Raw genomic sequence first — 26,288 nt, forward strand, 5'->3', positions numbered from 1 at the left:
TATTTCTGCCGTTGGAACCCCCAATGAGTGAGCATAACTTCGCCTACCCCGACCGCTACCTGCCCATTGCCGAATACGGCATCATCGGAAATTTGCATACCACCGCCCTGGTGAGCGTCACCGGGAGCATCGATTTTCTTTGCCTGCCCCGCTTCGACAGCCCGACGGTGTTCGCCCGGATTCTTGACGCCGATATCGGAGGGTTTTTCAGTTTCGAATGCGTAGCCGAAGACACCCAGCACAAGCAACTCTACCTCCCCGGCACCAATATCCTGATCACCCGCTTCCTGAGTGAGGACGGGATCGCGGAACTCACCGATTTCATGCCCATCGTCAGCGAGGAGCGGGACTTTGCCATTTTTCGCCGGCTGAAGGGGGTCTACGGGCAGCATACCGTCCGGATCAAAATCGCGCCCCGGTACAGCTACGGCAAAACCGACTGCCGGATTGAAAAGAAGCCGAACGGCCGGGGCTACCTCCTCCACGACCCCAACGGCGAGCAGCCCACGATGCACCTCATCTGCAATATGGAGATGGACATCCAGGATTCCGCCCTCACCGCCACCATCGACCTGAGCCAGGGCGATGACATCGACTTCATCCTCACCCTGGACGAGGGCAAGAATTTCGACCTCGACTGGATGGAGTGCTTCACCGAGTGCCGCCGGTACTGGACCGAGTGGTCCGCCAAGTGTAAATACAACGGCTTCTGGAAGGAGGCGGTGATGCGATCGGCCCTCACGCTGAAACTGCTTACCTCCGCCCGCTACGGCAGCACCATCGCCGCGGCCACCTTCGGGCTGCCGGAAAAAATGGGCGGCTCCCGCAACTGGGACTACCGCTTCACCTGGGTGCGCGACGCGGCCTTCACCATGTACGCCTTCCTACGGCTGGGCTACACCAAGGAAGCGGAGCAATTTATGGACTGGATCCGCGACAAGTGCATGGCCCATCTCCAGCTCATGTACGCCATCGACGGCGAGACCGAACTCCACGAGATGGAGCTCGACCACCTCGAAGGCTACCGTGGCAGCAAGCCCGTCCGCATCGGCAACGGTGCCCACGACCAGACCCAGATGGATATCTACGGCGAGCTGATCGACACCATCTACCTGTATAATAAAGCCGGCGGGAGTATTACCCACGACTTCTGGCAGTCCATCCGCGGCATCGTGGATTTCGTCATCGAAAACTGGAAGAAAGAAGACCACGGCATCTGGGAGGTACGCAGCGAAAAACAACGCTTCCTCCACTCCGCCGTCTGCTGCTGGGTAGCCATCGACCGGGCCATGAAGATCGCCGAAGACCGCAGCCTCCCCTGCCCCATGGGCGAGTGGCGCAAAGTTCGCGATACCATCTACGAAGACATCTACCACAATTTCTGGAACGAAGACATTCAGGCCTACGTGCAGTACAAAGGCAGCGACACCGTCGACGCGAGTGCCCTGCTGATGCCCCTACTGCGCTTCGTCAGCAGCCAGGAGCCGCGTTGGTTGAGCACCTTCAAAGCCATCGAGGAAAAGCTATCCGCCGATGTCCTCATCTTCCGCTACAAACTCGAACAGGGCGCCACGGACGGCCTCGAGGGCGACGAGGGCGCGTTCGCCATCTGCTCCTTCTGGTACGTCGAGTGCCTCGCCCGCATCGGCGAACTCGACAAAGCCACCGTCGTCTTCGAGAAAATGCTCGGCTACGCCAATCACCTCGGCCTCATGAGCGAAGAGATCGGCATTCACGGCGAGCAACTCGGGAACTTTCCCCAGGCGTTCTCCCACCTTAGTCTGATTTCTGCTGCTTTTCAGATCAATAAGAAGAGGAAGTAGGGGGGAGGAGGTAGTACGGTAGTACGGTAGTACGGTGGTCGCTCCCTTCGGTCGCGGGGTAGTCGGGTAGTCGCCTCCTACGGTCGCGGCTGGTCTCCGTACATCAGCGCGCGGTAAGTAGATACATTGCAAAGGCTTTTGCTCTTCGCAGCGAAGCACCGGCTGCGTCTATCAGGGCGAAGCCCGTCTACCAGCCGGAAGCGCAGCGACCCGGCATCTACCAAGGCGAAGCCCGTCTACCAGCCGAAAGCGCAGCGACCCGGCATCTACCATGGCGAAGCCCCTCTACCAGCCGGAAGCGCAGCGACCCGGCACCTACCAAGGCGAAGCCCGTCTACCAGCCGGAAGCGCAGCGACCCGGCCTCTACCAGGGCGAAGCCCGTCTACCAGCCGGAAGCGCAGCGACCCCGGCGTCTACCAGGGCAAAGCCCGTCTACCAGCCGGAAGCGCAGCGACCCGGCCTCTACCAGGGCAAAGCCCGTCTACCAGCCGGAAGCGCAGCGACCCGGCCTCTACCAGGGCGAAGCCCGTCTACCAGCAGAAAGCGCAGCGACCCGGCCTCTACCAAGGCGAAGCCCGTCTACCAGCCGGAAGCGCAGCGACCCGGCGTCTACCAAAGCGAAGCCCGTCTACCAGCCGGAAGCGCAGCGACCCCGGCGTCTACCAGGGCAAAGCCCGTCTACCAGCCGGAAGCGCAGCGACCCGGCGTCTACCAAGGCAAAGCCCGTCTACCAGCCGGAAGCGCAGCGACCCGGCGTCTATCTATACCCCGCCGCCTGCAATTCAAACAACTCCGCATACCGCCCCCCAAGCGCCAGTAACTCCTCGTGACTCCCCTCCTCTAACAACCCCCCGTATTCCAGGAAGAGAATGTGATCCGCCATGCGGACGGTCGAAAAGCGGTGACTGATCAGCACGGCCGTTTTCCCCTCGATGAGCGCAGTGAAGCGTTGAAACACCTCGTACTCCGCCCGGGCATCGAGGGCGCTGGTCGGCTCGTCAAGGATAAGTAACTGGGCGTCGCGCATGTAGGCGCGGGCCAGGGCGATCTTCTGCCACTGCCCGCCGCTGAGATCGACGGCACCGGCGAAGCGCCGCCCCAGAAGCTGATCGTAGCCGCCGGAGAGGCTGTCGATAACCTCCTTCGCCAGCGACTTGCGGGCGCTGTCATCGATGCGTTCGTCGTTGTCGGCTTCCTCGACGCGGCCGATGACGATATTCTCGCGGGCCGTGAGCTGGTAGCGGAAAAAATCCTGAAAGATGACGCCGACGTTGTCCCGCAGCGTGCTGAGTTCGTAGTCCCGCAGGTCGCGGCCGTCGAGGAGGATGCGCCCCTCGGTGGGTTCGTAGAGGCGGGCCAGGAGTTTGACCAGCGTAGTCTTCCCCGCGCCGTTCTCCCCGACCAGCGCCAGCTTTTGCCCGGCGGGGAGGGTAAAGGAGAGGTTCCGGATGGCGTAGTCTTCGCTGTTCGGGTAGCGAAAACTGACGTTCTGGAATTCCCATCCGGTCCGCAGTTGCTTAGGGAAGGGAATGGACCCGGGCCGGTCCGCGATATTGGGGGTGATGGCGAAGAAGTCGAATAAGTCCTGGAGGTAAAGCGCGTTTTCGCCGATGGTCGAAAAGCGCGAAAGTACCGACTGCAGGCCCTGCTGCATTTGCCGGAAGGCACCCGCCAGAAAGGTGAGCGAACCGACGGTGATAGCGCCGCTGATGGTCTGGAAAATGATGAGGACGTAAGCGCCATAGTAGGTCAGGGCACTGATCGCGCTGAAGAAAGCCCCCCAGCTGGCCCGCTTGATGGAGAGCTTCCGGTTGACGTGGTAGTACTTCATCGACAGCTCGTGAAAGCGCTCGGTGATGAAATCAGCCAAGCCAAAAATTTTGACCTCTTTCGCGGTGGTGTCGCTGGCCCCGATGTAGCGGAGGTAATCCAGTTCCCGGCGCTCCGGCGTCCAGCTGCGGGTGAGACTGTAGACCTGCTGGTTGAAGTAGTTCTCCTGGATAAAGCTGGGGATGACCGCCACCACCAGCAAAGCAATCAGCCAGGGGTTGAAGGCCGCGACGCTTACGCCCAGGAAGACCAGGGTTACGGTGCTCTGAAACTGGGCGAGCAACTGGGAGATCAGCGTCGACCGACTCGTGGTCTGCCGCCTGGCCCGCTCCATCTTGTCGTAGAACTCCGAATCCTCGAAGTGATACAGATCGAGCGTCGCCGCGTGCCGCATCAGGTCGACGCTGGTTTGGTTGGTGTAAAGATCGGCAAGGAGGCTATCTACCAGGTTGATGCCGCGGCTGAGCAAATCGGAAGTAAGGAAGAGGGCAAATTCCAGCCCCACCATCTGCCAGAGAAAGGTGGAGTCCCCCGCCCCGTCCAGGATGCGAATCACCTCGTCGATGATCAGTTTGCCGACGTACAGCTTGGCGGTGGGCAGCGCCGACTGCACGACCCGCAGGACCACGTTCGTAATGGTGAGCGAAGGGCTCGTACGGTAGATTAGCCGGAAGAAAGGGGGAAGATTGCGTAGCGCGGCCAGTTGGTCACGCCAACCGGTGGTTTCGTCTTCCTGGGGACGGGGTCTGGGCATGGGGGCTTAACAACCGGTAGGGAAGCCTGGTTGCTTCCGCCGTGGGCCGTGGGTGTAGCCGGCTGATTGGACAGGTATTGACCTAGTCGTCCTTCCGCTTGAAGTCACCCCGTTTCCAACCGTCGAAGAATTGCTTCCAGGCGACGGGGCTGAAGATATTCATGGGAGGCTTCTGACCGATATAGTAGGTCTGACGCGCTTGCTGCCGGAGGTAATAACTGCTGTTCTCGGCCCCACTACGCGGTACCGTCTCCTGGAGGCGCTCCAACTTGTCAGCGCTCAGGTTCTCGGAGGCGCGGGATTGCAGTTCGGGCGTCACGTCCATCGCCAGGAACTCCAGCTTGAAGTGGTCGCGGCTGGGCCAGGGGAAGACCACCGCCTCGGGCAGGTCGATGGAGTTGTAGGTCATCAACTGGACGAGGCTGTATTTGTCGTCTTCGAGTTCCGGGTCGATCACGAATTCAGCGTCCTCGTAGCCGAGCGCGCTGAATAGGATGGTATCGCCCTTATGCGCCACGATGCTGAAGAATCCCTCGAGGTTGGCGTAGGTACCCCGGCCGTCGTCTTTGATCAGGACCGTTGCGTAGGGTACCGGCTGCAGTTGACTGGTCGTGCCGTCCAGCACCATACCCGAGAATTGCACCAGGGGCTCGCCGTACTGGTCCACGAGCTGCGCACGGGCTACGGTGCCAAAGCCTAGACAGAGCAAAAACAGGAACAGGTACTTCATAATCGGGAAACGTAATCGATTAAGGGACGCGATACGGGCCGTCGCGGTTGGCCGGCCCTTCCCATCTTAACGATAAATTAGGGCGCGGGGTTGTTATCCGGACATACCCGGACCGCTAAGCCGGCTCCAGGGCCAACTCCAGCACGTCCAGCATATTTTCCACGTAGTGGATCTCGATACCCTTCAGATACCGCTCCTCCACCTCGCGCACGTGGCGTTGGTTCGACTCACTGAGGATGATTGTTTTCATTCCGGCCCGACGCGCGGCCAGTAGTTTTTCCTTGATTCCCCCTACCGGCAGTACCCTACCCCGCAGCGTGATCTCTCCCGACATGGCCAGGTAGGGCCGCACCGGCCGCCCGGTGTAGACACTCGCCATGGCCGTCAGCATCGTGATGCCCGCGCTGGGTCCGTCCTTCGGCGTAGCGCCCTCCGGAACGTGGATATGCATATCCTGGCTTTTGAAGGCCTCCTGGTCGATGCCGATCTGTTCCGCCTTGGCCCGCAGGTAAGAGCGCGCCGTGCTGGCACTCTCCTTCATGACGCTGCCCAGGTTACCGGTCTGCTGAAGGTTCCCCTTGCCCGGGCTCAGGCTGGCTTCGACGAAAAGAATTTCCCCGCCTACCTGTGTCCAGGCCATACCGATGGCGATGCCCGGCTGGCGCCCCACCCGGTACGGTTCGCGTTCGAAGGTGCGCGGTCCGGCCACCTCTTCCAGGTCGCCCTTATTGATGGTGACCTGCTCGGCTCCCTCCATGGCAATCTCCTTCGCCGCGTGCCGCATCAACCCGGCGATCTGCCGGTCCAGCGAGCGCACACCGCTTTCGCGGGTGTATCCTTCGATGAGCTCCCGCAGGGTAGCTACCGGAATCTTCACCTGCTTGGCCTTTAGTCCGTGGGCTTTTCGCTGCTTGGGAACCAGGTGGCGCTTGGCGATCTCGACCTTCTCTTCGGTGCTGTACCCGCTCAGGCGGATGATCTCCATGCGGTCCTTCAGCGCCGGTTGTACGTTCTGCAGACTGTTGGCGGTGGCAATGAAGAGCACCTTGCTCAGGTCGACGTCCAGGTCGAGGTAATTGTCGTGGAAGGTGGTATTCTGTTCGGGGTCGAGCACTTCGAGGAGGGCCGAGGAGGGATCGCCCCGGTGGCTCTGGCCGATCTTGTCGATCTCGTCGAGGATGAATACCGGATTGGCACTTCCGACTTTCCGCAGCGACTGCACGATGCGACCGGGCATGGCCCCGATGTAGGTCTTGCGGTGACCGCGGATTTCGCTCTCGTCGTGCAATCCACCGAGGCTGATGCGGACGAATTTGCGACCCAACGCCGAGGCGATGCTTTTACCCAGGCTGGTCTTACCGACGCCGGGAGGGCCGAGCAGCATGATGATGGGAGCGTTCATGTCGCCCTTCAGCTTCAGCACGGCCAGGTGCCCCAGAATGCGGTCCTTCACTTTCTCGAGGCCGTAATGGTCGTCGTCCAGCACTTTGGCTACCGCCTTCAGGTCGAAGTTATCTTCGGTGTATTCCTGCCAGGGTAGGTCCAGCAGCATTTCGAGGTAGGAAAGCTGGACGCTGAATTCGGCTACCTGGGGGTTCATCCGTTTGAGGCGGATGATTTCCCGGTCGAAGGTCTTGGCTACCTCTTCCGGCCATTGCTTGTCCTTGGCGCGGGTTTCCAGTTCCTGGATCTGCTGCTCGTTCGGGTTCTCTCCGAGCTCGTCCTGGATCGCTTTGATCTGCTGATTGAGGAAATACTGCCGCTGTTGCTGCTCGATGTCCCCGCGGGTCTTGTTTTCGATCTGGTCACGGAGCTCGAGTATTTGCAGTTCCCGGCGCAGTTCGTTGAGTACGCCCTCCGCTTTGCCTCCGAGTTCGTCGGTTTCCAGCAATTGCTGCTTTGCCTCGATTTCCCCGTTCAGGTTGCTGGCAATGAAGTTGAGCAGCTGGCTGGGCTTATTGATGTTGTCGAGCATGACCCGGGCCTCGGTAGGGATGTTAGGACTCAGCTCAACGGCCCGGACGGCCATATCGCGTATACTGTCCATCGTGGCCTTAAAGGTCATCTCCTCGGCCGGCTGCTCGTAGTGAAGCGGCACGATATCGCCCGCCATATACGGGGTCTCCTGGATGATGGACGTCCGCCGCACGCGCTGTCCGCCGCGGAGGACCGCCGTCAGGCTGCCGTCGGGCATACGCAGCATCTTCAGGATCCGCGCCATGGTGCCCACTTCGTAGAGGTCCTTCACCTCGGGTTCCTCGATGTTCTGGTCGCGCTGGGTGAAGACGGCCACCAGTCGGTTGCCTTCCTGGGCGTGGTTCACCGCGTTGATGGATCGGTCGCGACCAATATTGATCGGCGTCACGATGGTGGGAAATAGCACCGCGTTTTTCAGTGCGAGAATAGGGATCGGGCTGGGCGCGTTTCCATCGACCTGCTCTTCGTCACCGTCCTCAAGGCCGATGAAGGGGAGCATATCCTGGTCGTCGTCAAATCCGCGGTTATCCATCTTAATTTTGATCTTCGGTCGGCTCACTTGGCTGGGGTTGGGGGGCTTGCTTGCGCACTACAAAGGTACGCAAGGAATAAAGGAAGGAGTTTGCGCCGGAGCGCAGGTAGAAAGCGTACAAGCATCGTGCCGCAATCTAGGACCTGACACTTTAGCGTGCCGTCATTCCGGCCTGGTGAAGAGACTGTCCGTTCCGGTCCAGGCAAAAAGAGTATCCCATTCTTCCGTCCTGTAACCCGCCGCTTGCTCCAGGAGGGCCGGCCATTCGCCGGGAGCAAGGTCCGGATCGACAATTCGGGTCAGCCCCAATTGCTCCAGGGCGCGCATTTTACAGCCTTGCTCGTCAAAGGGCCGCGGTTCCGGCCTGCTCAGGAAAGGGCGGCGTGCTGCACCCACCTCCATCATCGTGTTGGTTCCGCCACTACCCACTACGACGTCCGCGGCCCGCAAATAGGGAAAAGTATCGTCGACTTGTCCAATTCGTTTGAGGTTGGTAGCCGGCTCCGGAATCGAAGAAACGCTTCCCACCAGGAGGAAGGTCCAGTCGGGAGTGGCATGCGCGATGGCTTGCCACCGGCTTATTTCCTGCGCTCCGCCGCCCGAACCGTTAATGACCGTCACCACTCTTTGATCCGACAATCCCAGCTGGCTACGGCAATCGGCTACGGATTCCTGCCGTTCGTCGTATCGGGAAAAGGCTCCCAGATAGAGCGTTTTTTCCCGTACCCAGGCCGGCGTATGCGCATCTTCCAACTGCGGGGGGAAGGGGGCAACGAGCCGGTCGGCAAGTCTAAACGCAGCCCGGTGGGCGGGGTCGTCCCGGTACCCATGCAGGCGTACCAGTGCCGTCCGGACGCCGCAGAGCCTTACAAACAGCAGGACCTCCACTGACAGATCGACTACAAATAGCGACGGTTGTTCCCGGGCGATCCAGTCGGCCATGCGGGCCATGCGTTGCTGCAGACCGGGAAGGTCGACGGGAGCGTAATGAAAAATTTCCCCGTCGAGCAGATCGTCCAACGGATCGCGCCCGGGCTCCATATCGGGGGGAAGGGCGTGGATGATCCCGCGGTCCCAGTCGGCAAAGCGCTCGGTCGCGGAGGTGAAGACGTGTATCGGCGTGTTAGCTGGTAGCCGGGCCGAAAGCAGCTTGGTCCGGTTGGCGTGGCCGCTGCCGTGGTGGTGGACGTAAAATGCAACAGGCCTAGGCAACACTGGCGGAGGGGGCGTGTAAACTGCGACCGGTGGCGGGGGCGGCCGGGGTGGCGTAATGGGGAACCAGCTTCCGGTAGACTGCCTCGTAGTCGTCGATCATGCGGTCGATCGCAAAGTAGCGCTCGGCGTACTGCCGACAATAGGACCGGTCGAGGGCAGCGGCAATCGGTATCGCCTCGGCCATGGCGGCGGCATCTCCTTTCGGAACGATCATGCCACAACCTTCTCCAATGATTTCCCGTGCCGCGCCGCTATCGAAGGAAACGATCGGCGTACCGCAGGCCAGCAATTCGGCGAGCACCAGACCGAAGGGTTCTTCCCAGACGGAGGTAAACAGGCCGACGGCGCTGCGACCGGCTTCGCGGCAGATACCCGCGTGGTCGAGGTGACCGATGTACTCGATCCGGTCGTCCAGTTCCGGGGCGATGTGCTGGTCGAAGTAGGCGTGATCGTAGATGGATCCCGCAAGCCGGAGACGGTAACCGGCCAGGCGCGCCGCCCGGATAGCATGGTGCGGCCCCTTCTCCGGGCAGAAACGTCCGAACCAGAAGGCCGTGCGCTCTTCTCCCCGTAGAGAGCCGGTCCAGCGCTCGACCTGGATGCCATTGAGGACTACGCGGCAGTGCGTGATGTCCTCGTCCCACTGCCGGGCAATGCTTTCGCTAACGGCGACGAACTGATTGCCCAAATACGGTCGGGCCAGGATTACCCCGCTGCGCAACGAAGCGAAGGGCGGACAGTGCAGGGTCGTAACCATCGGACAACCCAGTGTATGCGCCAGAGAAAGCGGCAGGAAGTGCAGGCTATTGTTGTGTACGATGTCAAATTCACCACGCTGGATGGTCAGCATCACTTCCATGTACGTATGGAACTTGTTGACAAACTCGAGGCCGAAGCCCGGTTCGCCGTCGAATAGATCGTTACCGGGCGTGGGCGTAATAGCCGCCAGGGTCGGCTCGATTACGTTGAATGCGGGATCGGACTCGCGGAGGGCAAACAAGGTAACCTCATGGCCGCGCCGCATCAGTTCCTGCGTCAGGCAGTGGGTATGCATTTCCAAGCCGCCATGAAAGGGCTCGGCAATCGGGAACTTAAGGTGGGCGATGATGGCAATCTTCATAAACGGGGCTTAGATGGTCAAAGCTGTGGGGTGCGTGCCGTGATTTCTGCTATTTGCGAAATCATCCTTCGCTGTTCTAACTGCGACTTTTCCAGAAGGGTTCTGAAATAGGGCGATTGCTTTTCCACATCGACCCCCACCCTATCCTCGTCGATTAATGAGACCGTCACTAATCCTTTCGTTCCCCCGAGTAGTTAGATCAAAAACGTCTATTTATATGGTCACCGTATTCCCGCTGTCGCAACCCAATTTGTTAGGCTTCACCCTCGATGGCGAGGTTGACGAGGAGGGAATGCGCAAACTTCTGATGGCCATCGAAGCCAAGGTGGTGACCCACGGCCGGATCCGTTTATTGGGGAACATCAAAAACGTACGGGGCTTCGCTAACTACCAGTCCTTCTGGAATACCATCAAAGGCAAGCAGGACCTGCTGGACAAGATCGAGAAATACGCCGTGCTCACCGATCACGGCTGGCTCTCGGCCATCACCGGCGGCATCGATTACTTTACCACCCGGATGGAAGTCAAAACCTTCAAGCTAAGCGAGGGGGAAGTCGCCCACCAGTGGTTGCTACGTGACCGGGAAGAACCCCGTACGGCCAACTCCGTTAAGGAGGTCGATCTGGGTGACGAACGCCTGCTGGGCCTGGCCATCGTGGGCAAGATGTACCCGGCGGACTACGACCGCATCAACGTGCTCGTCGGCGAAAAAGTAAAGCACTACGGTAAGGCCCGCATCCTGCTGGAAATCATCAGCACCGACGGCATCAATGCCCGTACCCTTTGGGAAGATCTGAAGGCCAGCCTGAAGTTCTACAAAGACCTGGAACGGGTAGCCATCATCGGGGATCAGTCGTGGCTGAAGACCAGCGTTAAGCTCAGCGACCTGCTGACCCCGGGACTGGAACTGGCCGCCTTCTCTTCCATTGAACGGAAGCGCGCGATCGCCTGGCTGGATTAGGAGGGCAAAGGCGGTAGGTCACCCGCTATTCCCTTACCCGGGGACGAATGATCAGGCGCAAACTCTGATTGTAATTGATGTAGTTATACAGCCAGTTCAGGAAGACGAAGACTTTATTGCGGGTGCCGAGGATAGCGAATAAATGAACGAGGAGCCAGACCAACCAGGCCAGGACGCCGCCGAAGTGGAATTCGGGTTTCGGGATATCGACTACGGCCCGGGCACGACCGATGGTGGCCATACTTCCCTTGTCGTGATAGTGAAATTCCTCCCACGCTTCGCCGCGTGAATGCCGGTAGCGTAGGTTCTTGGCCAGGTGTTCGCCCATTTGGATGGCTACCTGGGCGACCTGCGGGTGGCCTTTCGGGAAATCGGGTTCTTCCATATACGCCACATCGCCGATGGCGTAGATGCAGTCCGTACCCTTGACCCGGTTGAATCGGTCGACGGCCAGGCGGTTGCCGTAGGTGACGGACTCTTCCGGCAGACCGGGTACGGGCATCCCCTTGACCCCGGCCGCCCAGATCACTTTTTGGGTTACGATATTGCGTCCGTCGTCCAGGGTGACCTGACGACCGTCGAAGCCGGTCACGCGGCTGTTCAGAATGACCTTTACTCCCAGCTCTTCGAGATAACGCAGGGCTTTTTCACTGCTATTGGCGCTCATGCCCTTCAGGATCACGTCGCCGGACTGGATCAGGTAGATATCGAATTCCTCCTCGACGTGGAGTTCGGGGTAATCCTTTGGGAGGACGTGGGTCTTCATTTCCGCCAGCGAACCGGCAAGTTCCACCCCCGTTGCCCCGCCGCCGACGATAACGATATCGACGAGTTCCTGGCGGTCGTCGTAGCCGGGGGTGGTCAGGGCATCCTCGTAATCGTCCAGAATGGCGTTACGCAGCTGCAGGGCTTCGACTACGGACTTCATCGGTAAGGTGTTGCGCTCCAGTTCCTCGTTGCCGTAATAATTGGTATCCGCCCCGGTGGCGATGATGAGGTGGTCGTAATTGCAGTGCCCGAGGGGGGTCTGGATCTGTTTGGAAACGGGATCGACGTGGGTGACCTCCGCCATCCGGATGAACATATTGCTACGCCCCTGGAAGAGCTTCCGGAATGGGAAGACGATGCTGCTTGGTTCCAGGCCGGCCATGGCAACCTGGTAGAAAAGCGGCTGAAACTGGTGGTAATTGTTCCGGTCGATGAGCACGACCTGGTAGTCGGCCTTCACCAGTTTACGGGCGAGCTGAAGCCCGCCGAATCCGCCACCGACGATCACGATCCGTTCCAGTTGGCTTTCGGGGATATTTATCTTAGTCGTAGGATCCATATGCAGGCAGTAAGCCCTCCGGGCACCCGAAGGTTCGCAGGTAGGGATCCGGAGCGTGGGTCGGGGTGACTACGATCTGACTAAATCGATTTATCTACGCCGGCGATTGACTGATTTATGTATATTGGTGCATCCAATTATCGATCATGCAGAAGAAAAGTATACCCAGCAATCGTCGCCAGTTTCTCCGTACCGCCGCCGGTGCCGCCGCTGCTTTCACCATCGTACCCCGACACGTTCTCGGCGGTAAGGGCTTCCAGGCTCCTTCGGACACGGTCAACATCGCCGCCATCGGAGCCGGTGGCAAGGCCACGAGCACCCTTAGCAACTTGGTCAGCGAGAACGTCATCGCGCTCTGCGACGTCGACGACAGCCGGGCTTCCGAAAGCCGCGAACGGTTCCCGAAAGCCTCTTACGACCGGGATTTCCGCGTTATGCTGGAAAAGTACGGCGACGACATCGACGCCGTCGTGGTGACCACCCCCGACCATATGCACGCAACGGCCGGACTCGCCGCCATGGAGCTGGGTAAGCACGTGTACATCGAGAAACCCCTCACCCGTACCATCGCGGAAGCGCGGATGCTCACCGAGATGGCCAAAAAGAACCCGCAGCTCGTAACCCAGATGGGCAACCAGGGGGCCAGCGGCAACGGGATCCGCCGCACTCAGGAATTGTACGAAGCGGGCCTGATCGGCGACGTCCATACTGTTTACGCCTGGACCAACCGCCCGGTATGGCCGCAGGGGGGCAAGGTGCCGCAGGGTTCCGACCCTATCCCCGCCGACTTCGACTGGAACCTCTGGCTCGGTATTGCCGAGATGCGCCCGCACAACAGCGCGTATCACCCCTTCTCCTGGCGAGGCTACTGGGATTTCGGCACCGGTGCCCTGGGCGATATGGGTTGCCACATCATAGACTCCCCCTTCTACATTCTCGAATTAGGTTACCCCGTCAGCGCGGAAGCGAGCGTAGCCCAGGTCTTCAGTCAACCCTGGAATCCGGACTATCACCCGGAAACCTGCCCCCCCGCCTCGAAGATCCACGTCAAGTTCCCGGAGCGTGGCGATAAGCCACCCGTAGAGCTGGTGTGGACCGACGGAGGCATTCTGCCCGGTCGCCCCGAAGAGCTGGGTGTGGACGAGCCGATGGGTAATAGCGACGGCGGTTTTCTCATGGTCGGTACCAAGGGTAAACTTATGGCCGACACCTACGGGAATAACCCCCGCTTGCTGCCGACCACCCGCATGGAGGAGATCAACGTACCGGAAACGCTGGCCCGCGTAGAAACCACCCACGAGATGGACTGGATCAACGGTATCAAGGAGGGCTATCAGCCCAGCAGTCACCTGGGCAAGGCCGGCCCCCTCACGGAAACCATCCTCATGGGCAACCTGGCGGTTCGCGGTTACGCTTACCGCTTCCCCAAGGTGGGCGGCGAAGATGGGGAATACGAACTGCGCGGCCGCACCCGTCTGCTTTGGGACGGAGATGACATGCGCGTAACCAACGTAGAAGAAATGAACCGCTTCGTGAGCCCGGAGAACCTAAGAAGTTTCTAGGTTCAATCCGGCGCTGACCACTTGCCCCGTTCGGTGTCTTCGGCATCGATCGGGGCAAGGTGGTCAATGAAGGTGGCACGGGGAATAGATTCCGCGCCCAGACTTAAGAGGTGGTTCGTTTCCTGCTGGCAATCGATTATGCGATAGCCTCGGTCGGAGAGCCGGCGGACGAGGCTAATGAATCCGAATTTGCTGGCATTCGGCCGCTTGAAAAACATGCTTTCGCCGAAAAAAACGCGCCCGAGGGAGAGGCCGTATAGCCCACCGACCAATTCTTCGCCCTCGTATACTTCTACGCTGTGTGCAATACCGAGATCGTGGAGGCCGACGTAGCCATCGATCAGTTCGTCGGTAATCCAACTGCCCCACTGGCCCGGCCGGTACAACGCGCGGCATTGCTCCATCACCTCCCGAAACGACGCATCGTAGGTTACACGGTATTTTTCCTGGTTAAAATAAGGGCGCATGCTTTTGCTGACCCGCAGCTTTTCGGGATACAGGACGCACCGCGGGTCGGGGTGCCACCACAGGATGGGCTCGCCCTCGGCGAACCATGGAAAAAAACCTAATCGATAAGCGTTAAACAGCCGCTCCGGGCTCAAATCTCCGCCAAAACAGGCGGGGCCTTCACCGTTCGTGCGTAACGGGTCGGGAAACAATTCCGGAAATCGGGGATCCAGTCGATAAAGCGGCATTCATTATCCTTTCCCCTCGATGACGGCACTGAGACCGCGATCGCACAGGGCCTCTTTCTTGGGCCTGAGCTCGTTAAAGGCGGCGGACTTTACGGTCGCCTTCCCTTTCAGATGAATCATCAGAGCCAGTTGTTCGGACTGCTCCGCCGAGTGACCGAGAATTTCCACGAAGCTCTGCATAACCCAATCGAACGTATTGTGATCGTCATTAAAAACGATGAGGTCGGCGGGTTCTCCGATGTTTACGTCAATGTCTTCTTCTAACAGGACATCCTCCCGGCCAGATGCATATATACTCATAAGCTCACGCACTAAATTCGATAAAAAAACTACTGTAGATGGGCCAAAGTTTCCCGGATGGCTGAATAATCCGGCTGGTCACCGGCTGAGGCCAGCACTTCCGCGTACCGGATGATGCCCTCACTATCCAGAACGAAAGCCGCCCGTTTACTTACCCCGTGCATGCCCATAACGAAGCTTTCGTAGAGAACGCCGTACTGGCGGCTTACTTCTTTGTTAAAGTCGCTCAGGAGGGGGAAATTCAAGCTCTCCGACTCCTTGAATCGCGCCAGGGTGAACGGGCTGTCGACGCTGATCGCCACGACCGCGGTCTCCAGATCCGTATAGGCGGATAGCGAATCCCGCATCGTACACATTTCCTCCGTACACACACCGGTGAAGGCAAGGGGAAAGAATAGGAGGACGAGGTTTTGGCCGCGGAAGTCCGTTAGATTGACTTCGCGCTGAGCATCGCTGTAAAGCGTAAATAGGGGGGCTTTATCGCCGGTTTTTAGATTCATGGGGGTCCTTCTGGCAAAAAAATAAGACAATAGCGGCGAATGATTGTTCAGGTCGTCCGGCTTTGGCGTAAAAAACCCAGGCCCGGCACCTCATAGGGGGGATTGGAGAGTGAGCCATCCGCAAAACGCCAACCGTTGACAAAGGATCGGATGGGATCCCTACAATCTATTCGGAATTATATCTAGAATCCGTGGATGTTGTTCGTATACTTATGACTTTAATACCACTTATAATTGAGCCCGCTTTGCAACAGGTCCGTAAAAGACCTATGTAATAGACTATTTCTGCATTTAAAGGAATTACGTTGACGAAATCTGCTTTAGTAGACAACCACAATATAACCATCACCGGTCCGGAAAACGGACAGCCGATGCTGTTCGCCCACGGCTTCGGATGCGACCAGGAGATGTGGCGGCACGTTGCCCCCCACTTCGAGGATCGTTACCGGGTGATTCTGTTCGATTATGTCGGATCGGGAAGGTCCAAACGCAGGTTCCGACGCAGCAAATACCAGAATCTTTCCGGGTACGTCGATGATCTGGTAGAGATCTGCACCACGCTGGATCTGCGCGACATCATTTTCGTCGGTCACTCCGTAAGTGCCATGATCGGTTTGCTAGCCGTGCAACAAATCGCCGATCGCTTTACCAAAACCATCCTGATCTCACCGTCGCCCTGTTATCTGAACGTAGGCGAATACCTCGGTGGATTTGAGCGCAAGGAAATCGATCAATTGCTGGACAGCCTGGAGAGCAACTACCAGGGCTGGTCCGACCAGATGGCGTCCCTGCTTATGTATGACGCAGCTCATCCTGAGCTTACTCAGGAGCTCAGTCAATCGTTCTGCCGCATGGATCCTACGGTAGCCTACACCTTCGCTACGGCCACCTTTCTGGCGGATCACCGATCGATTTTGCCCGGGCACGCCATTCCCACGCTGATCTTACAAAATAAGCAGGATCGCATTGCAGCGGAGGTAGTTGGAGAATATACCTCCGAACAAATACCGGGCAGTCAGCTTGTGTACCTTGATAACATTGGCCATTGTCCCCATTTGAGTTCTCCCCAACTGACCATTGACGCCATTGAAAACTTTCTCTAATTGAATCTGCATGACTGATTCCAGCTCATCACTGAACGATCGGATTCAAAAGGGAATCACCAAACACGCGGCGGACTTCTTCGACCAGGCACCGTGCGGTTGCATCATCACCACGACGCAGGGAGAAGTAATTCGTTTCAACGATCAGCTCCGGGGATGGCTGGGCTACGGTAAAGACGACCTGCCGGAAGGTCTCCATTTTGCCGATCTCATCAACAAGGGAGGACGCATTTTTTACGAAACCCACTTTGCGCCACAATTGGCCATGAACGGGCAGATCAGCGGCATAGCCCTCAAATTTCTGCGCAAAGATCAGACGGAACTTTCCGTTCTGATTGCGGCCCGGCGCCATTACGATGGGGAAGGTGAACCGCTCTTCCAAAGCATCGTTGTCACCAATTTTACCGACCGAAAGGTGTACGAGGAAGGACTGCTGGCGGCCAAACGTACCGCCGAGGACAACGACCAGGCCAAATCGGTCTTTCTGTCGACGATCAGCCACGAAATTCTTACGCCGCTCAACGCCGTACTCGGGACGGCAGAACTCCTCGGAGCCAGCGACCTGAGCGATCAGCAGTCGCACCTGCAGTCGATTCTGGTACGATCCGGCAATCACCTGCTGTCGCTCTTTAAAAACATCCTGATCATTTCCAAGTCGGGACTCGACGAACTCGAACCCGTCCGGCAGCCCTTCCGGCCGGAAAGCCTCTTGAGTACGACCGTAGACAGCTTCCGGTATGGGTCCGAACGACGGAATTTCGTGTACGCCCTCGAAATAGACGAAAATACCCCCGAGGTTCTGATCGGAGACAGCACCCTGCTTACACAGGTCATTACCAATCTGGTAGGAAATGCTTCCAAGTTTACCAAGACCGGGACGGTGACGGCTGGCGTCTCCGTACTGGAGCGAAAGGACGACGATACGTGTCGGCTCCGGTTTTTCGTGCGGGACACGGGTATCGGGGTGGAACAAAAGCACCTGGACCGACTTTTCACTCCTTTCACCCAGGCGTACCAAAATATTCACGAGCAGTACGGCGGGTCCGGCCTGGGCTTGTCCATATGTAATAATATTCTCAAGGAGTACGGCAGTAAAGTCGAAGTTGAAAGTCGTATCGGCGAGGGATCGACCTTCTGGTTTGACCTGACGCTACCGGTTGGAGACCCCGCCGAGGCAACAAGTGAGCATTTGGGGAATCTGCCGCCGATCAATCAGGGCCACGTATTGATCGTAGAGGATAATCGGACCAACAGCTTTTTGGTGGCCCGGTATTTCCGAAAATGGGAGGTAGCCTTCGACATTGCCCACAACGGCCAGGAGGCCCTGGAGGCCGTTGCGTCCAAACCGTACGATCTAATCCTTATGGACCTTAAAATGCCGGTCATGGACGGATATTCCGCCGCCCGCGGCATCCGGGAAATGCCCGCACCGGTAGGCAATGTTCCGATCATCGCGTTCTCCGCAAGCGCCAGCTTAGCCATATCGGAGCGCATGCGCGTTGCCCAAATCGATGATTTTATTCTTAAGCCATTCGCTCCCCGGCATTTGTATAACTTGGTTAGCCAGTACTTAAATCCCAGCATAATGAAATACCCCGAGTTACGGGAAGCCATGGATAATAACCCGGAGGATCTCGAACGATTTGCCGAGGTTCTCCAGCGTGAGTTGACCCTTGCTGCTGATGAGCTAGTCACCGCGCTTTCTAAAAATGACGCCCAGAAGGTGGCGGATATAAAACACAAACTAAAGACCAGTTTGCAGCTCATGGACGGCACCGCCATTCAGCATGATTTCGCCGCCGTGTCGCAGGATCTACGCAACGGCGTTACCGTTTCCGCCGCCCGGAAATCCGGTCTGGTCGAAAAGATTCGTCAGGCCAGCCGTGAGCTTAGCCGCGAACGCTGGTAAGGCGGGTTTATACGTCCTTGCCCTTCATGGCCGCCGCTACGTTACGATCCAGGGCCTCGTGCGCCAGCGGTGCGGTAAAATCGTTGAGCGATTCCATCCGGCGATTGATTTCATCCTTATCGTCGCCGTCCACTGCCTTCGCCAGGTCGTCGGTATAGGATTGAATCTCGCTTACCTGATTATCGGACAACCAATCTTCGTTTTGCCGGATAAATTTACGGGCACTCAGGAGGACGTTGTTCGCCTCCGTTTTGGCCTCCACCAGCCCGCGGGCGGACATATCCGCCTCCGCATTTTTCAGGCTATCGAGTAGCATCATAGCCATCTCCTCTTCCGATATTCCATACTGTGACTTTATGGTCACGCTTTGCTCGGTCCCACTACGGTTCTCGGTGGCCTTGACGCGGAGAATACCGTCGGCATCCAGGTAGAAATGGATCTCGATCTGCGGAATCCCCGCCGGCATGGGCGGAATATTTTCCAGAATGAATTCTCCCAGCTTGCGGTTATCGGCCACCATATCCCGCTCGCCCTGGTAGACGGCTACCTTCAGTTTCACCTGACCGTCTACGCTGGTGGTGTACTTACGCCCGACCTTAGTCGGAACCTTGGAGTTGCGGGGAATGATCGGGTCCATGAGCCCACCGACGGTTTCGATACCGAGGCTCAGGGGGGTGATATCCAGGAGCAGGACATCCTTCTGGTTACCGGCCAGCACGTCCGCCTGAATGGCCGCACCCAGTGCCACGACCTGGTCGGGATCCAGGCTGTTGTTGACCTCCCGACCGAAGAAATCTGCGACCTGCTGCTTGACCAGGGGAATACGGGTACTCCCGCCGACCATGATGACGTGATCGATGGCTTCCTTCTCCAGCTTGGCGTCCTTGAGGGCGAGCGCACAGGACTGCAGGGTTTTTTCAACCAATGGCCCCCAATGGCTTTCGGCTTCCTCGCGGGTCAGTTGCAATTGCTGGCCGTGATACTCCGCCGTATAGCTATCCTGGCGACTCAGGGCTCGTTTGGCAGCTTCGGCGACCAACCTCACTTCACCACGCTGTGCGCTGGATTGGATGTCGAGATCATACTTGCGTTGCCAGAAGTCGACGATGGCCTGGTCGAAATCATCCCCGCCAAGGAAGGTATCCCCGTTCGTCGAAAGGACCTCGAAAATGCCCTGCTCGATGCGCATGATGGACACGTCGAAGGTGCCGCCGCCCAGATCGTAGACGGCGATGGTACGTCCCTCGTCTTCGTCCGTCAATCCGATGCCGTAGGCCAGGCTGCTGGCGGTGGGCTCGTTAACGATGCGGAGCACGTCGAGTCCGGCGAGCTTGCCGGCGTCGCGGGTTGCCTGCCGCTGGGCGTCATTGAAGTAAGCCGGAACGGTGATGACCGCGCGGCTGACCTCCGAGTTCAGTTCCGCTTCGATGCGGGTTTTGAGCGACTTTAAAATCTGGGCGGACAGCTCGATGGGGCTATAGTAGCGATCTTTTCCTTCGGCGTCCCTGACCGCTACCTTGACGAGTCGATCTTCGTCCTCGTCGATGATGCGGTAGCCGAAGCGGTCCTTCACTTGGGCGAGATCCCGGTATGATTTGCCGAGCAGCCGCTTTACGCTATAGATCGTCCGTTCCGGAGCGGTCAGCAGCTGTTCGCGGGCCGCGTCGCCGACCAGGGTCATGCCATCGGCCTGAAAGTGGACGATACTGGGTACGAGTACGCTCTTTCCGTCCGGACCGGCTACGGCTACGGCCCGACCGTCGCGCACGTGGGCGACCAGGCTGTTGGTGGTGCCGAGATCGATGCCGACGATGGTTTCTCCGCGGGTGGAAACGACGTCATCCTCCTTAACTTTTCCTGCTTGTAGGTCGATACTATACTTTGCCATACTGGGTATACACATTACCGGCGGGGGGAGTTTGGCCGGATGCTCGCCGATAAGCTTCCTCGGTTAGTCGAAATTTTTCTACCTGCGCGCCGCCGCCCGCTTAATTACGTAGTTCATACACCTACCCTATATGCTCACTTCTATTCGTACGGCCTTCGCGGAAGCCTTTCAGAATCTGCGCAACAACTTCTTCCAGACGCTGCTATCGGTGCTGGGCATCATCATCGGGGTGGCCGCCCTGGTAGCCATGTTGGCGATTATCGACGGACTGGAACAGATGGCGCGGGAGGGTGTAGCCAAAAATTCAAGCCTGGAAACGGTGGTCTTACGGGCTACGACCAGCCGGGAAGTCGACGGGATACGCGTGCCATTAGAAGATCCGGTTGCTCTGCAGCGCGGACTGATCGACAGCGTGGTGACCGCACTGCCCTACCCCACAAACGGGCAGCTGGTCACCGGCGGATCGGTCTTGATCAATCACCCGGATACGGCAACGGAACTGGCTATAGCGTACACGGCGGTTACGCTGCCCCTCACGGAAGACGCTCCGGAAATCACGATCGGTCGGGAGTTGCGCGCGGAGGATGACACCGACGGCGGCACGGCCATGCTCATCAACGACCTTTTCGCCCGGCGGCTGATTGGCCCGGCGGATTCGCTAGCGGAAGCCCTCGGTCGGCGCCTGCAACTCTTCGGAGGATCAGTGGAAATAGTGGGGATCGCCGTGACGGAGGAGAACGAAACGACCATGATGGCCATCCTTCCGCTGGCGGTGTTGGAAAATTTACCCGACGCACCGCAGACGCCCCGCGTAGCGATGATCAATTTCGACCGGGTGGAAGACGTGACGCCGGGGCGGGATTCCATTGCCGGCTGGTTCGCCGCGCGATTCCCGGAAATCGAGGAGCCCGTTCAGGCCCGGGCGAACCTGGAGGTGGTCAAACAACTGGAGACCGGCTTTACGGTCTTCCGGTTTGTCATGAGTTTCCTGATCGGGATTGCCGTGGTGGTTGGCGGCGTGGGAGTAATGAACGTGCTGCTGATGTCGATTGCCGAACGGACGCCGGAGATCGGCGTACGCAAGGCGGTGGGGGCTGCTCCCCGACGCATCCTTACCCAGTTTTTGTCGGAAAGCGTGGCCATTTCAACCCTCGGCAGCCTCATCGGCCTGATTTTCGGCGGGTTGGCGGCACTGGCTATCGCGGCCATCATTTCGTATGTTTTGGAGGTGGATTTTCACGCGGTCTTTACTTTCCGTACCTTGATGATCGTCTTTACGGTGGCCATCCTGACCGGCATCGTCTTCGGCACCTACCCGGCCCGCCGGGCGGCGCGATTAGATCCGGTGGCCGCCATTCAGCGGAGTTAACTTCAGAGCCCTTACGTCCATCCCAGCCATGGTTACCACCCTGCGCCTAGCCTTCGCGGAAGCGATAGACAACCTGCGGAATAACTTCTTTCACACCGTGCTTTCGGTGATGGGTATGATCGTGGGCGTCGCCGCGCTGGTGACCATGCTGAGCATTATTGACGGGCTCGAGCTACTGGCGCGCCGCAGCATCGCCGACCGGTCGTCGGTTACTACAGTCAATGTACTCCAGCGTACCACGCAATCACTTGACGGACTGGTCGTTCCGATGGCCACAACGGCCAGCATCACCTCCGAGAATATGCGGGCGATGTTGGACGAACTACCCTATGCCGCGACCTTCCAGTTATACGCCACGAATGACGTCACCGTTACGGACCCCCATACCGGAGTCCCGATGGGCATGCGGTACGCGGCGCTATCCTTACCGATTCTGCGGGATGTCGCTCCGGTGGTCATCGGTCGTGACCTTACGGAATCGGACGAGGTGAATTTCGCACCGGTCATCGTGGTGAACAGTTCCCTGGCCCGACGCCTGACCCAGGAAGGTGAACTGGCGCAGGCTGCCTTAGGTCGATTTATCAACATCGAGGGACAGGACATGGAGGTGGTCGGGGTGCGCGAACCACAGGAAAACGAATACTACCTGCAGGCCGAAATGCCACTTAGCGTACTGAGCCGAAATACGGATGCGGACTACAGTACCAAAGCATACATTGATTTTGAACGAGTTGAAGACGTTCGTCCCGGCCAAACCTTTATCGAAGATTGGTTCCAGGGCCAGTATCCGCAGATAACCGAGCCGGTAGAGGTGAAGGCCAACATCAGTGCGGTCGAAGATCTGGAGGAAGGCTTTCTGCTGTTTCGGGTCGTTATGGGCTTGCTAATCGGCATTGCGGTGGCGGTCGGCGGATTGGGGCTGATGAACGTCTTACTAATGTCGATCACGAACCGAACGCCGGAGATCGGTATCCGCAAGGCCACCGGCGCGACGCCGCGCCGTATCCTGTTGCAGTTTCTGGCCGAGAGTGTCGCTATCTCGTGTATCGGCTGCGTCTTCGGGCTGATACTGGGAGCCTTGCTGGCCATTCCATCGGCCGCCATAATTTCCCAATTCATAGATGGTGAGTTTGAAGCCGTTTTCACCATCCGGACCCTCGCAATAATCAGCGTGGTAGCCATCATTTCCGGCATCGCCTTCGGGACCTATCCCGCACGGCGGGCGGCCCGACTGGATCCGGTGGCCGCCATCCAGCGGTCATGATTTACGCTATCGTGCGGGATGGGCTACTTTTGCATCGTGCCCGCCGCTACCGTCATCGTTTCCACTTATAACCAGCCGGAGTGGCTGCGGAAAACACTGTGGTCGCTAGAGGTGCAGGACAGCCGCGACTTCGAGGTGGTGATCGCCGATGACGGTTCGGGGCAGGCAACGGCGGAACTCATTACGGAGGCAGCCCAACGAGCGAAATTCCCCCTCCGTCACGTCTGGCACGAGGATACCGGTTTCCGGAAGACGGAGATACTTAACCGGGCTATTCAGGACAGCCAGAGCGACTACCTGATCTTTACCGACGGGGATTGTCTCCTGCGGCGCGATTTCGTAGCCACCCACCTGAAACGCCGTCGACCCGGGCATTTTCTTTCGGGCGGCTATTATAAGTTGGTGCGGGACGTGAGCGAGAGGGTAACCCGTTCCGATATCGTGGCCCAACGCTGCTTCGATACCGAATGGCTGCACGCCGCGGGCCAGCCGTCCAGTCTCAAGGACCTCAAACTGACCCGCAAGCCGTGGCTGGCGGGGGCGCTGAATCGCCTGACCCCTACCCGTCCTACCTGGAACGGACATAATGCCAGCACGTGGAAGGCCGCCATCGTGGCCGCCAACGGATTCGACACCCGGATGAAATACGGCGGGGAGGACCGGGAATTCGGAGACCGCCTGCTACACGCCGGCCTGCGGGCGGTACAGATACGCTACTCGGCGATATGCGTTCACCTGGATCACGACCGCGGCTACGTCACGCCGGAAATGGTGGCCGCCAACCGGAAAATATGGGACCGGACACGCCAGGAAAAGCGTCAACGAACCGCCTACGGAATTACCTCCGAATAGCGAAGGCCGTGCGGCGGCGCGAACAAGTTCCCGCGGTCGTGGATTGAACAGCAGCACCGATACGTCACGAATGGCGAACGTGTGTATCTTACTCCCAAAACCCGGCTTATGCTAGTAACCATCAATCCCGACAATCCACAGCCCCGCCTCATCAAGCAAATGGTCGACATCCTGGAGGAGGGCGGCGTTTTGATTTACCCCACCGACACCGTCTACGGCATCGGCTGCGACATCACCAACAAGAACGCGGTAGAGCGGGTAGCGCAGATCCGGGGCATCGACCCGGACAAGGCGATGTTCAGCTTCATCTGTCAGGATATCAGTCAGGTTACCGATTATTCCGCTACCATCAATAACGACATCTTCCGGGTGATGAAGCATAACCTGCCCGGACCGTTCACCTTCATCCTCAAGTCGAATAACCGCACCCCGAAGGTGCTGAAGAATCGCAAGGAGACGATTGGCGTCCGGATCATCAACAACAACATCGTAGCGGCTCTCGTACAGGGGCTGGGGCGTCCGATCCTGACGGCCAGCGTAAAGCACGATGACGACGTGGTGGAATACTATACCGACCCCCGCGAAATTCACGAGGTCTACGGAAAACGCGTGGACGCGGTGATCGACGGCGGCATGGGTGGTAACGAAGCCAGTACCATTATCGACTGCACCGGTGAGGAAGCGCTCCTCCAGCGCGAGGGAGCCGGCGTGCTGAAGTAATCAGATATCCTCCCGCTCCCAGTCGAGCTGAGCTACGTAAATCAGGATGAAACCCAGGATGACCATCAGCAGGCGGATGGCAAAGGAAATGCCTACGCCCAGGTCGTATAGCCAGGCGAGGAAGAAAATGTCCACCCCTACGTAGTTGAGTACGATCGATACCAGCCCGAGGAATAGCAGGAGGAAACCGATTACGGTAAGCGTGGTAGAGTGTCGTAGCATGGTCACCAGTTTGGAACGAAACTACCTACCCCCGGCAGGTGTTGTCGGTCAAAAGGTGAAATCTGCCCCTAAACCAGTCGTACGTGCCTGATATCAAAATTATAGAATGCCCCCGGGATGCCATGCAAGGCCGCCACGAGTTCATTCCGACCGATATTAAGGTGAGCTATCTGCAGCGGCTGTTGCGGTGTGGGTTTGACACCCTCGACTTTGGAAGTTTCGTTTCTCCGAAAGCCATTCCGCAGATGCGGGACACCGCGGAGGTCGTCCGCCGGCTGGACCTGCGCGACACTGATACAAATCTGCTGGCCATCGTAGCAAACCGACGGGGCGCGGTGGCCGCCCTGGAGCACGACGAGATCGACTTTTTGGGATACCCCTTCAGCGTCAGTGAGACCTTTCAGCTCCGTAATACGAATGCCACGCTGGCAGACAGCGTGGAACGCGTTAAGCAGATTCAGGAGCTCACCCAATCCAAGGGTAAGCAGATGGTCGTGTACCTGAGTATGGCCTTCGGGAACCCATACGGAGACCCCTGGAACGTGGAGGTCGTTGAGCAATGGCTCGATCGGCTGGCCAAGCTGGATATCCGGATCTTCCAGTTATCGGATACGATCGGGGTCAGTTCGCCGGCCAGTATCAGCTACCTGTTTTCCAATTTGATCCCGCGCTACCCAAATCTGGAAATCGGTGCCCACCTGCACACGACCCCGGCCAGCTGGGAGGAGAAAATTATTGCTGCCAGCGGGGCCGGGTGTCAGCGTTACGATGGAGCGATCAGGGGATTCGGCGGCTGCCCGATGGCGCGCGACGAACTAACCGGCAATATGCCGACCGAGCACCTCGTTGAATACTTTGGAAACCCATCCACCGGCGTCGGTCCTACCGAATTCGCGGATGCCATGCGGGCCAGCCTGGCGGTTTTTACGTAAATTGACGGGGCGATGCACGGTAATTGGCCGCGGTCGACCCACCGAAATACGGCCGTCGGGCATTTACTTTACGTCAGACAACCCCATATATGCGCATTCAACTGCTTGCCATCCTGTTTCTTCTCGCCGCGTCGGCCGTAGGTCAGACGGGGTACACGAAGGTGAATGGGTCCTACTACCCGTACACGCTGGATGATTGCGGCGATACCATCATCATCGCTCAGCTCGGCGACGTATCGGTCAGCTCACCGGAATTTTTTGAGTCCGACGAGGAGTACAAACTATACCGCCGGTACCGTATCTACGCCCAGCGCGTGTATCCCTACGCCGTGGATGCCATCCGCATCTTCCGGGAGACGGAGTACATGACCCAGAACATGAGTAAGCGCGACCGCCGGCGTTACATCAAGCGACTGCAGAAAGAGCTGGAAGAGAAGTTCGAGGAGCCGCTGAAGAGCATGTCGAAAACCCAGGGCAAGGTTCTGATCTCCATGATCGAGCGGGAAACCGGGGAACCGATATATGATCTCATCAAAGATCTAAGGGGCGGCCTGACGGCCCGGTACTGGGCGACATTAGCCAGTTTCTTCGGGCATAAGCTCAAGCAGAAATACGAGATCGGGGATGACCGTATCCTGGACGCGGTGCTGGACGACTTCGACGTCAGCTATCAACTACCCGAGCAGCAGGTCAGGCGGTAAC

At 58.4% G+C, this 26,288-nt stretch carries 22 protein-coding genes; 11 read left to right on the forward strand and 11 right to left on the reverse strand.

Features of this window, described 5'->3' with window-relative positions; translation table 11 throughout:
* Positions 1 to 23 precede the first annotated feature (23 nt).
* Positions 24 to 1,823 carry a glycoside hydrolase family 15 protein gene (locus DRW39_RS08945; protein ID WP_116106684.1) on the forward strand — a complete coding sequence of 600 codons (1,800 nt, stop codon included), beginning with the start codon at positions 24 to 26 and terminating at the stop codon, positions 1,821 to 1,823.
* Between the two features lie 758 nt (positions 1,824 to 2,581).
* Here DRW39_RS08945 and DRW39_RS08950 read toward each other — a convergent pair.
* The 5 genes from DRW39_RS08950 to DRW39_RS08970 form a co-directional block, all read right to left on the reverse strand.
* Positions 2,582 to 4,408, reverse strand: coding sequence for an ABC transporter ATP-binding protein (locus DRW39_RS08950; RefSeq protein ID WP_116106685.1), 1,827 nt, complete (start codon positions 4,406 to 4,408; stop codon positions 2,582 to 2,584).
* An 82-nt stretch (positions 4,409 to 4,490) separates the two neighbouring features.
* Positions 4,491 to 5,138 carry a carboxypeptidase-like regulatory domain-containing protein gene (locus tag DRW39_RS08955; RefSeq protein ID WP_116106686.1) on the reverse strand — a complete coding sequence of 216 codons (648 nt, stop codon included), beginning with the start codon at positions 5,136 to 5,138 and terminating at the stop codon, positions 4,491 to 4,493.
* Between the two features lie 115 nt (positions 5,139 to 5,253).
* Entirely contained in the window at positions 5,254 to 7,647 is a 2,394-nt protein-coding gene (gene lon, locus DRW39_RS08960) for an endopeptidase La (protein WP_116106687.1), read from the reverse strand.
* A gap of 162 nt (positions 7,648 to 7,809) precedes the next feature.
* A complete protein-coding gene (locus tag DRW39_RS08965) occupies positions 7,810 to 8,859 on the reverse strand; it encodes a hypothetical protein (protein ID WP_116106688.1) in 1,050 nt (349 codons plus the stop codon).
* Positions 8,852 to 9,982, reverse strand: coding sequence for a glycosyltransferase family 4 protein (locus DRW39_RS08970; protein WP_116106689.1), 1,131 nt, complete (start codon positions 9,980 to 9,982; stop codon positions 8,852 to 8,854). The genes DRW39_RS08965 and DRW39_RS08970 overlap by 8 nt, the downstream gene beginning before the upstream one ends.
* A gap of 217 nt (positions 9,983 to 10,199) precedes the next feature.
* Between DRW39_RS08970 and DRW39_RS08975 the strand changes: the two genes are divergently transcribed.
* The gene (locus DRW39_RS08975) at positions 10,200 to 10,943 is read left to right on the forward strand and encodes an STAS/SEC14 domain-containing protein (RefSeq protein ID WP_198664831.1); all 744 of its coding nucleotides are present in this window, start codon (positions 10,200 to 10,202) and stop codon (positions 10,941 to 10,943) included.
* A 25-nt stretch (positions 10,944 to 10,968) separates the two neighbouring features.
* Here DRW39_RS08975 and DRW39_RS08980 read toward each other — a convergent pair whose 3' ends face one another.
* Positions 10,969 to 12,270, reverse strand: a complete 1,302-nt coding sequence (locus DRW39_RS08980) for an NAD(P)/FAD-dependent oxidoreductase (RefSeq protein ID WP_116106691.1) — start codon at positions 12,268 to 12,270, stop codon at positions 10,969 to 10,971.
* A gap of 146 nt (positions 12,271 to 12,416) precedes the next feature.
* Here DRW39_RS08980 and DRW39_RS08985 point away from each other — a divergent pair, with 146 nt between their 5' ends.
* Entirely contained in the window at positions 12,417 to 13,832 is a 1,416-nt protein-coding gene (locus DRW39_RS08985) for a Gfo/Idh/MocA family protein (RefSeq protein ID WP_116106692.1), read from the forward strand.
* 2 nt (positions 13,833 to 13,834) lie between these two features.
* On the opposite strand, the gene aat is transcribed toward DRW39_RS08985, so the two are convergent.
* From aat to DRW39_RS09000, 3 genes are read right to left on the reverse strand one after another with little or no spacing between them, the layout of a single operon-like run.
* Positions 13,835 to 14,527, reverse strand: a complete 693-nt coding sequence (gene aat, locus DRW39_RS08990; RefSeq protein WP_116106693.1) for a leucyl/phenylalanyl-tRNA--protein transferase — start codon at positions 14,525 to 14,527, stop codon at positions 13,835 to 13,837.
* A 3-nt stretch (positions 14,528 to 14,530) separates the two neighbouring features.
* Positions 14,531 to 14,827: an ATP-dependent Clp protease adaptor ClpS gene (locus DRW39_RS08995; protein WP_116106694.1), complete on the reverse strand. Its 297-nt coding sequence runs from the start codon at positions 14,825 to 14,827 to the stop codon at positions 14,531 to 14,533.
* Between the two features lie 29 nt (positions 14,828 to 14,856).
* Positions 14,857 to 15,327 (reverse strand): redoxin domain-containing protein, encoded by a 471-nt coding sequence (locus DRW39_RS09000; RefSeq protein WP_116106695.1) that lies wholly within the window; start codon positions 15,325 to 15,327, stop codon positions 14,857 to 14,859.
* A 305-nt stretch (positions 15,328 to 15,632) separates the two neighbouring features.
* Here DRW39_RS09000 and DRW39_RS09005 point away from each other — a divergent pair, with 305 nt between their 5' ends.
* Together DRW39_RS09005 and DRW39_RS09010 are read left to right on the forward strand one after the other, a co-directional pair.
* The gene (locus tag DRW39_RS09005) at positions 15,633 to 16,430 is read left to right on the forward strand and encodes an alpha/beta fold hydrolase (protein WP_198664832.1); all 798 of its coding nucleotides are present in this window, start codon (positions 15,633 to 15,635) and stop codon (positions 16,428 to 16,430) included.
* Between the two features lie 10 nt (positions 16,431 to 16,440).
* Positions 16,441 to 18,339 carry an ATP-binding protein gene (locus DRW39_RS09010; RefSeq protein WP_116106697.1) on the forward strand — a complete coding sequence of 633 codons (1,899 nt, stop codon included), beginning with the start codon at positions 16,441 to 16,443 and terminating at the stop codon, positions 18,337 to 18,339.
* 7 nt (positions 18,340 to 18,346) lie between these two features.
* Here the strand turns inward: DRW39_RS09010 and hscA are convergent, their stop codons facing one another.
* Positions 18,347 to 20,227 carry a Fe-S protein assembly chaperone HscA gene (gene hscA, locus DRW39_RS09015; RefSeq protein WP_116106698.1) on the reverse strand — a complete coding sequence of 627 codons (1,881 nt, stop codon included), beginning with the start codon at positions 20,225 to 20,227 and terminating at the stop codon, positions 18,347 to 18,349.
* A gap of 130 nt (positions 20,228 to 20,357) precedes the next feature.
* Between hscA and DRW39_RS09020 the strand changes: the two genes are divergently transcribed.
* The 4 genes from DRW39_RS09020 (at position 20,358) to DRW39_RS09035 (ending at position 24,432) form a co-directional block, all read left to right on the forward strand.
* Complete coding sequence (locus DRW39_RS09020) at positions 20,358 to 21,596, forward strand: ABC transporter permease (protein ID WP_116106699.1); 1,239 nt, start codon at positions 20,358 to 20,360, stop codon at positions 21,594 to 21,596.
* A 28-nt stretch (positions 21,597 to 21,624) separates the two neighbouring features.
* Complete coding sequence (locus tag DRW39_RS09025; RefSeq protein WP_116106700.1) at positions 21,625 to 22,860, forward strand: ABC transporter permease; 1,236 nt, start codon at positions 21,625 to 21,627, stop codon at positions 22,858 to 22,860.
* Between the two features lie 18 nt (positions 22,861 to 22,878).
* On the forward strand, positions 22,879 to 23,712 hold the full coding sequence (locus DRW39_RS09030; protein ID WP_116106701.1) for a glycosyltransferase family 2 protein: 834 nt from the start codon (positions 22,879 to 22,881) through the stop codon (positions 23,710 to 23,712).
* Positions 23,713 to 23,820: 108 nt separating this feature from the next.
* A complete protein-coding gene (locus DRW39_RS09035) occupies positions 23,821 to 24,432 on the forward strand; it encodes an L-threonylcarbamoyladenylate synthase (protein ID WP_116106702.1) in 612 nt (203 codons plus the stop codon).
* Here the strand turns inward: DRW39_RS09035 and DRW39_RS09040 are convergent, their stop codons facing one another.
* Positions 24,433 to 24,654 carry a hypothetical protein gene (locus DRW39_RS09040; protein WP_116106703.1) on the reverse strand — a complete coding sequence of 74 codons (222 nt, stop codon included), beginning with the start codon at positions 24,652 to 24,654 and terminating at the stop codon, positions 24,433 to 24,435.
* An 83-nt stretch (positions 24,655 to 24,737) separates the two neighbouring features.
* Between DRW39_RS09040 and DRW39_RS09045 the strand changes: the two genes are divergently transcribed.
* The gene (locus DRW39_RS09045; RefSeq protein WP_232830106.1) at positions 24,738 to 25,586 is read left to right on the forward strand and encodes a hydroxymethylglutaryl-CoA lyase; all 849 of its coding nucleotides are present in this window, start codon (positions 24,738 to 24,740) and stop codon (positions 25,584 to 25,586) included.
* Positions 25,587 to 25,675: 89 nt separating this feature from the next.
* Complete coding sequence (locus tag DRW39_RS09050; protein ID WP_116106705.1) at positions 25,676 to 26,287, forward strand: DUF4294 domain-containing protein; 612 nt, start codon at positions 25,676 to 25,678, stop codon at positions 26,285 to 26,287.
* Position 26,288 lies beyond the last annotated feature (1 nt).

The organism is Lewinella sp. IMCC34191 (assembly GCF_003390935.1).
Classification (GTDB): Bacteria; Bacteroidota; Bacteroidia; order Chitinophagales; family Saprospiraceae; genus Neolewinella.

Coding starts and splice junctions, on each gene's coding strand:
- DRW39_RS08945 (WP_116106684.1), top strand. CDS start 24: ATGAGTGAGCATAACTTCGCCTACCCCGACCGCTACCTGCCCATTGCC.
- DRW39_RS08950 (WP_116106685.1), bottom strand. CDS start 4,408: ATGCCCAGACCCCGTCCCCAGGAAGACGAAACCACCGGTTGGCGTGAC.
- DRW39_RS08955 (WP_116106686.1), bottom strand. CDS start 5,138: ATGAAGTACCTGTTCCTGTTTTTGCTCTGTCTAGGCTTTGGCACCGTA.
- lon (WP_116106687.1), bottom strand. CDS start 7,647: ATGGATAACCGCGGATTTGACGACGACCAGGATATGCTCCCCTTCATC.
- DRW39_RS08970 (WP_116106689.1), bottom strand. CDS start 9,982: ATGAAGATTGCCATCATCGCCCACCTTAAGTTCCCGATTGCCGAGCCC.
- DRW39_RS08975 (WP_198664831.1), top strand. CDS start 10,200: ATGGTCACCGTATTCCCGCTGTCGCAACCCAATTTGTTAGGCTTCACC.
- DRW39_RS08980 (WP_116106691.1), bottom strand. CDS start 12,270: ATGGATCCTACGACTAAGATAAATATCCCCGAAAGCCAACTGGAACGG.
- DRW39_RS08985 (WP_116106692.1), top strand. CDS start 12,417: ATGCAGAAGAAAAGTATACCCAGCAATCGTCGCCAGTTTCTCCGTACC.
- aat (WP_116106693.1), bottom strand. CDS start 14,527: ATGCCGCTTTATCGACTGGATCCCCGATTTCCGGAATTGTTTCCCGAC.
- DRW39_RS08995 (WP_116106694.1), bottom strand. CDS start 14,827: ATGAGTATATATGCATCTGGCCGGGAGGATGTCCTGTTAGAAGAAGAC.
- DRW39_RS09000 (WP_116106695.1), bottom strand. CDS start 15,327: ATGAATCTAAAAACCGGCGATAAAGCCCCCCTATTTACGCTTTACAGC.
- DRW39_RS09010 (WP_116106697.1), top strand. CDS start 16,441: ATGACTGATTCCAGCTCATCACTGAACGATCGGATTCAAAAGGGAATC.
- hscA (WP_116106698.1), bottom strand. CDS start 20,227: ATGGCAAAGTATAGTATCGACCTACAAGCAGGAAAAGTTAAGGAGGAT.
- DRW39_RS09020 (WP_116106699.1), top strand. CDS start 20,358: ATGCTCACTTCTATTCGTACGGCCTTCGCGGAAGCCTTTCAGAATCTG.
- DRW39_RS09025 (WP_116106700.1), top strand. CDS start 21,625: ATGGTTACCACCCTGCGCCTAGCCTTCGCGGAAGCGATAGACAACCTG.
- DRW39_RS09030 (WP_116106701.1), top strand. CDS start 22,879: ATGGGCTACTTTTGCATCGTGCCCGCCGCTACCGTCATCGTTTCCACT.
- DRW39_RS09035 (WP_116106702.1), top strand. CDS start 23,821: ATGCTAGTAACCATCAATCCCGACAATCCACAGCCCCGCCTCATCAAG.
- DRW39_RS09040 (WP_116106703.1), bottom strand. CDS start 24,654: ATGCTACGACACTCTACCACGCTTACCGTAATCGGTTTCCTCCTGCTA.
- DRW39_RS09050 (WP_116106705.1), top strand. CDS start 25,676: ATGCGCATTCAACTGCTTGCCATCCTGTTTCTTCTCGCCGCGTCGGCC.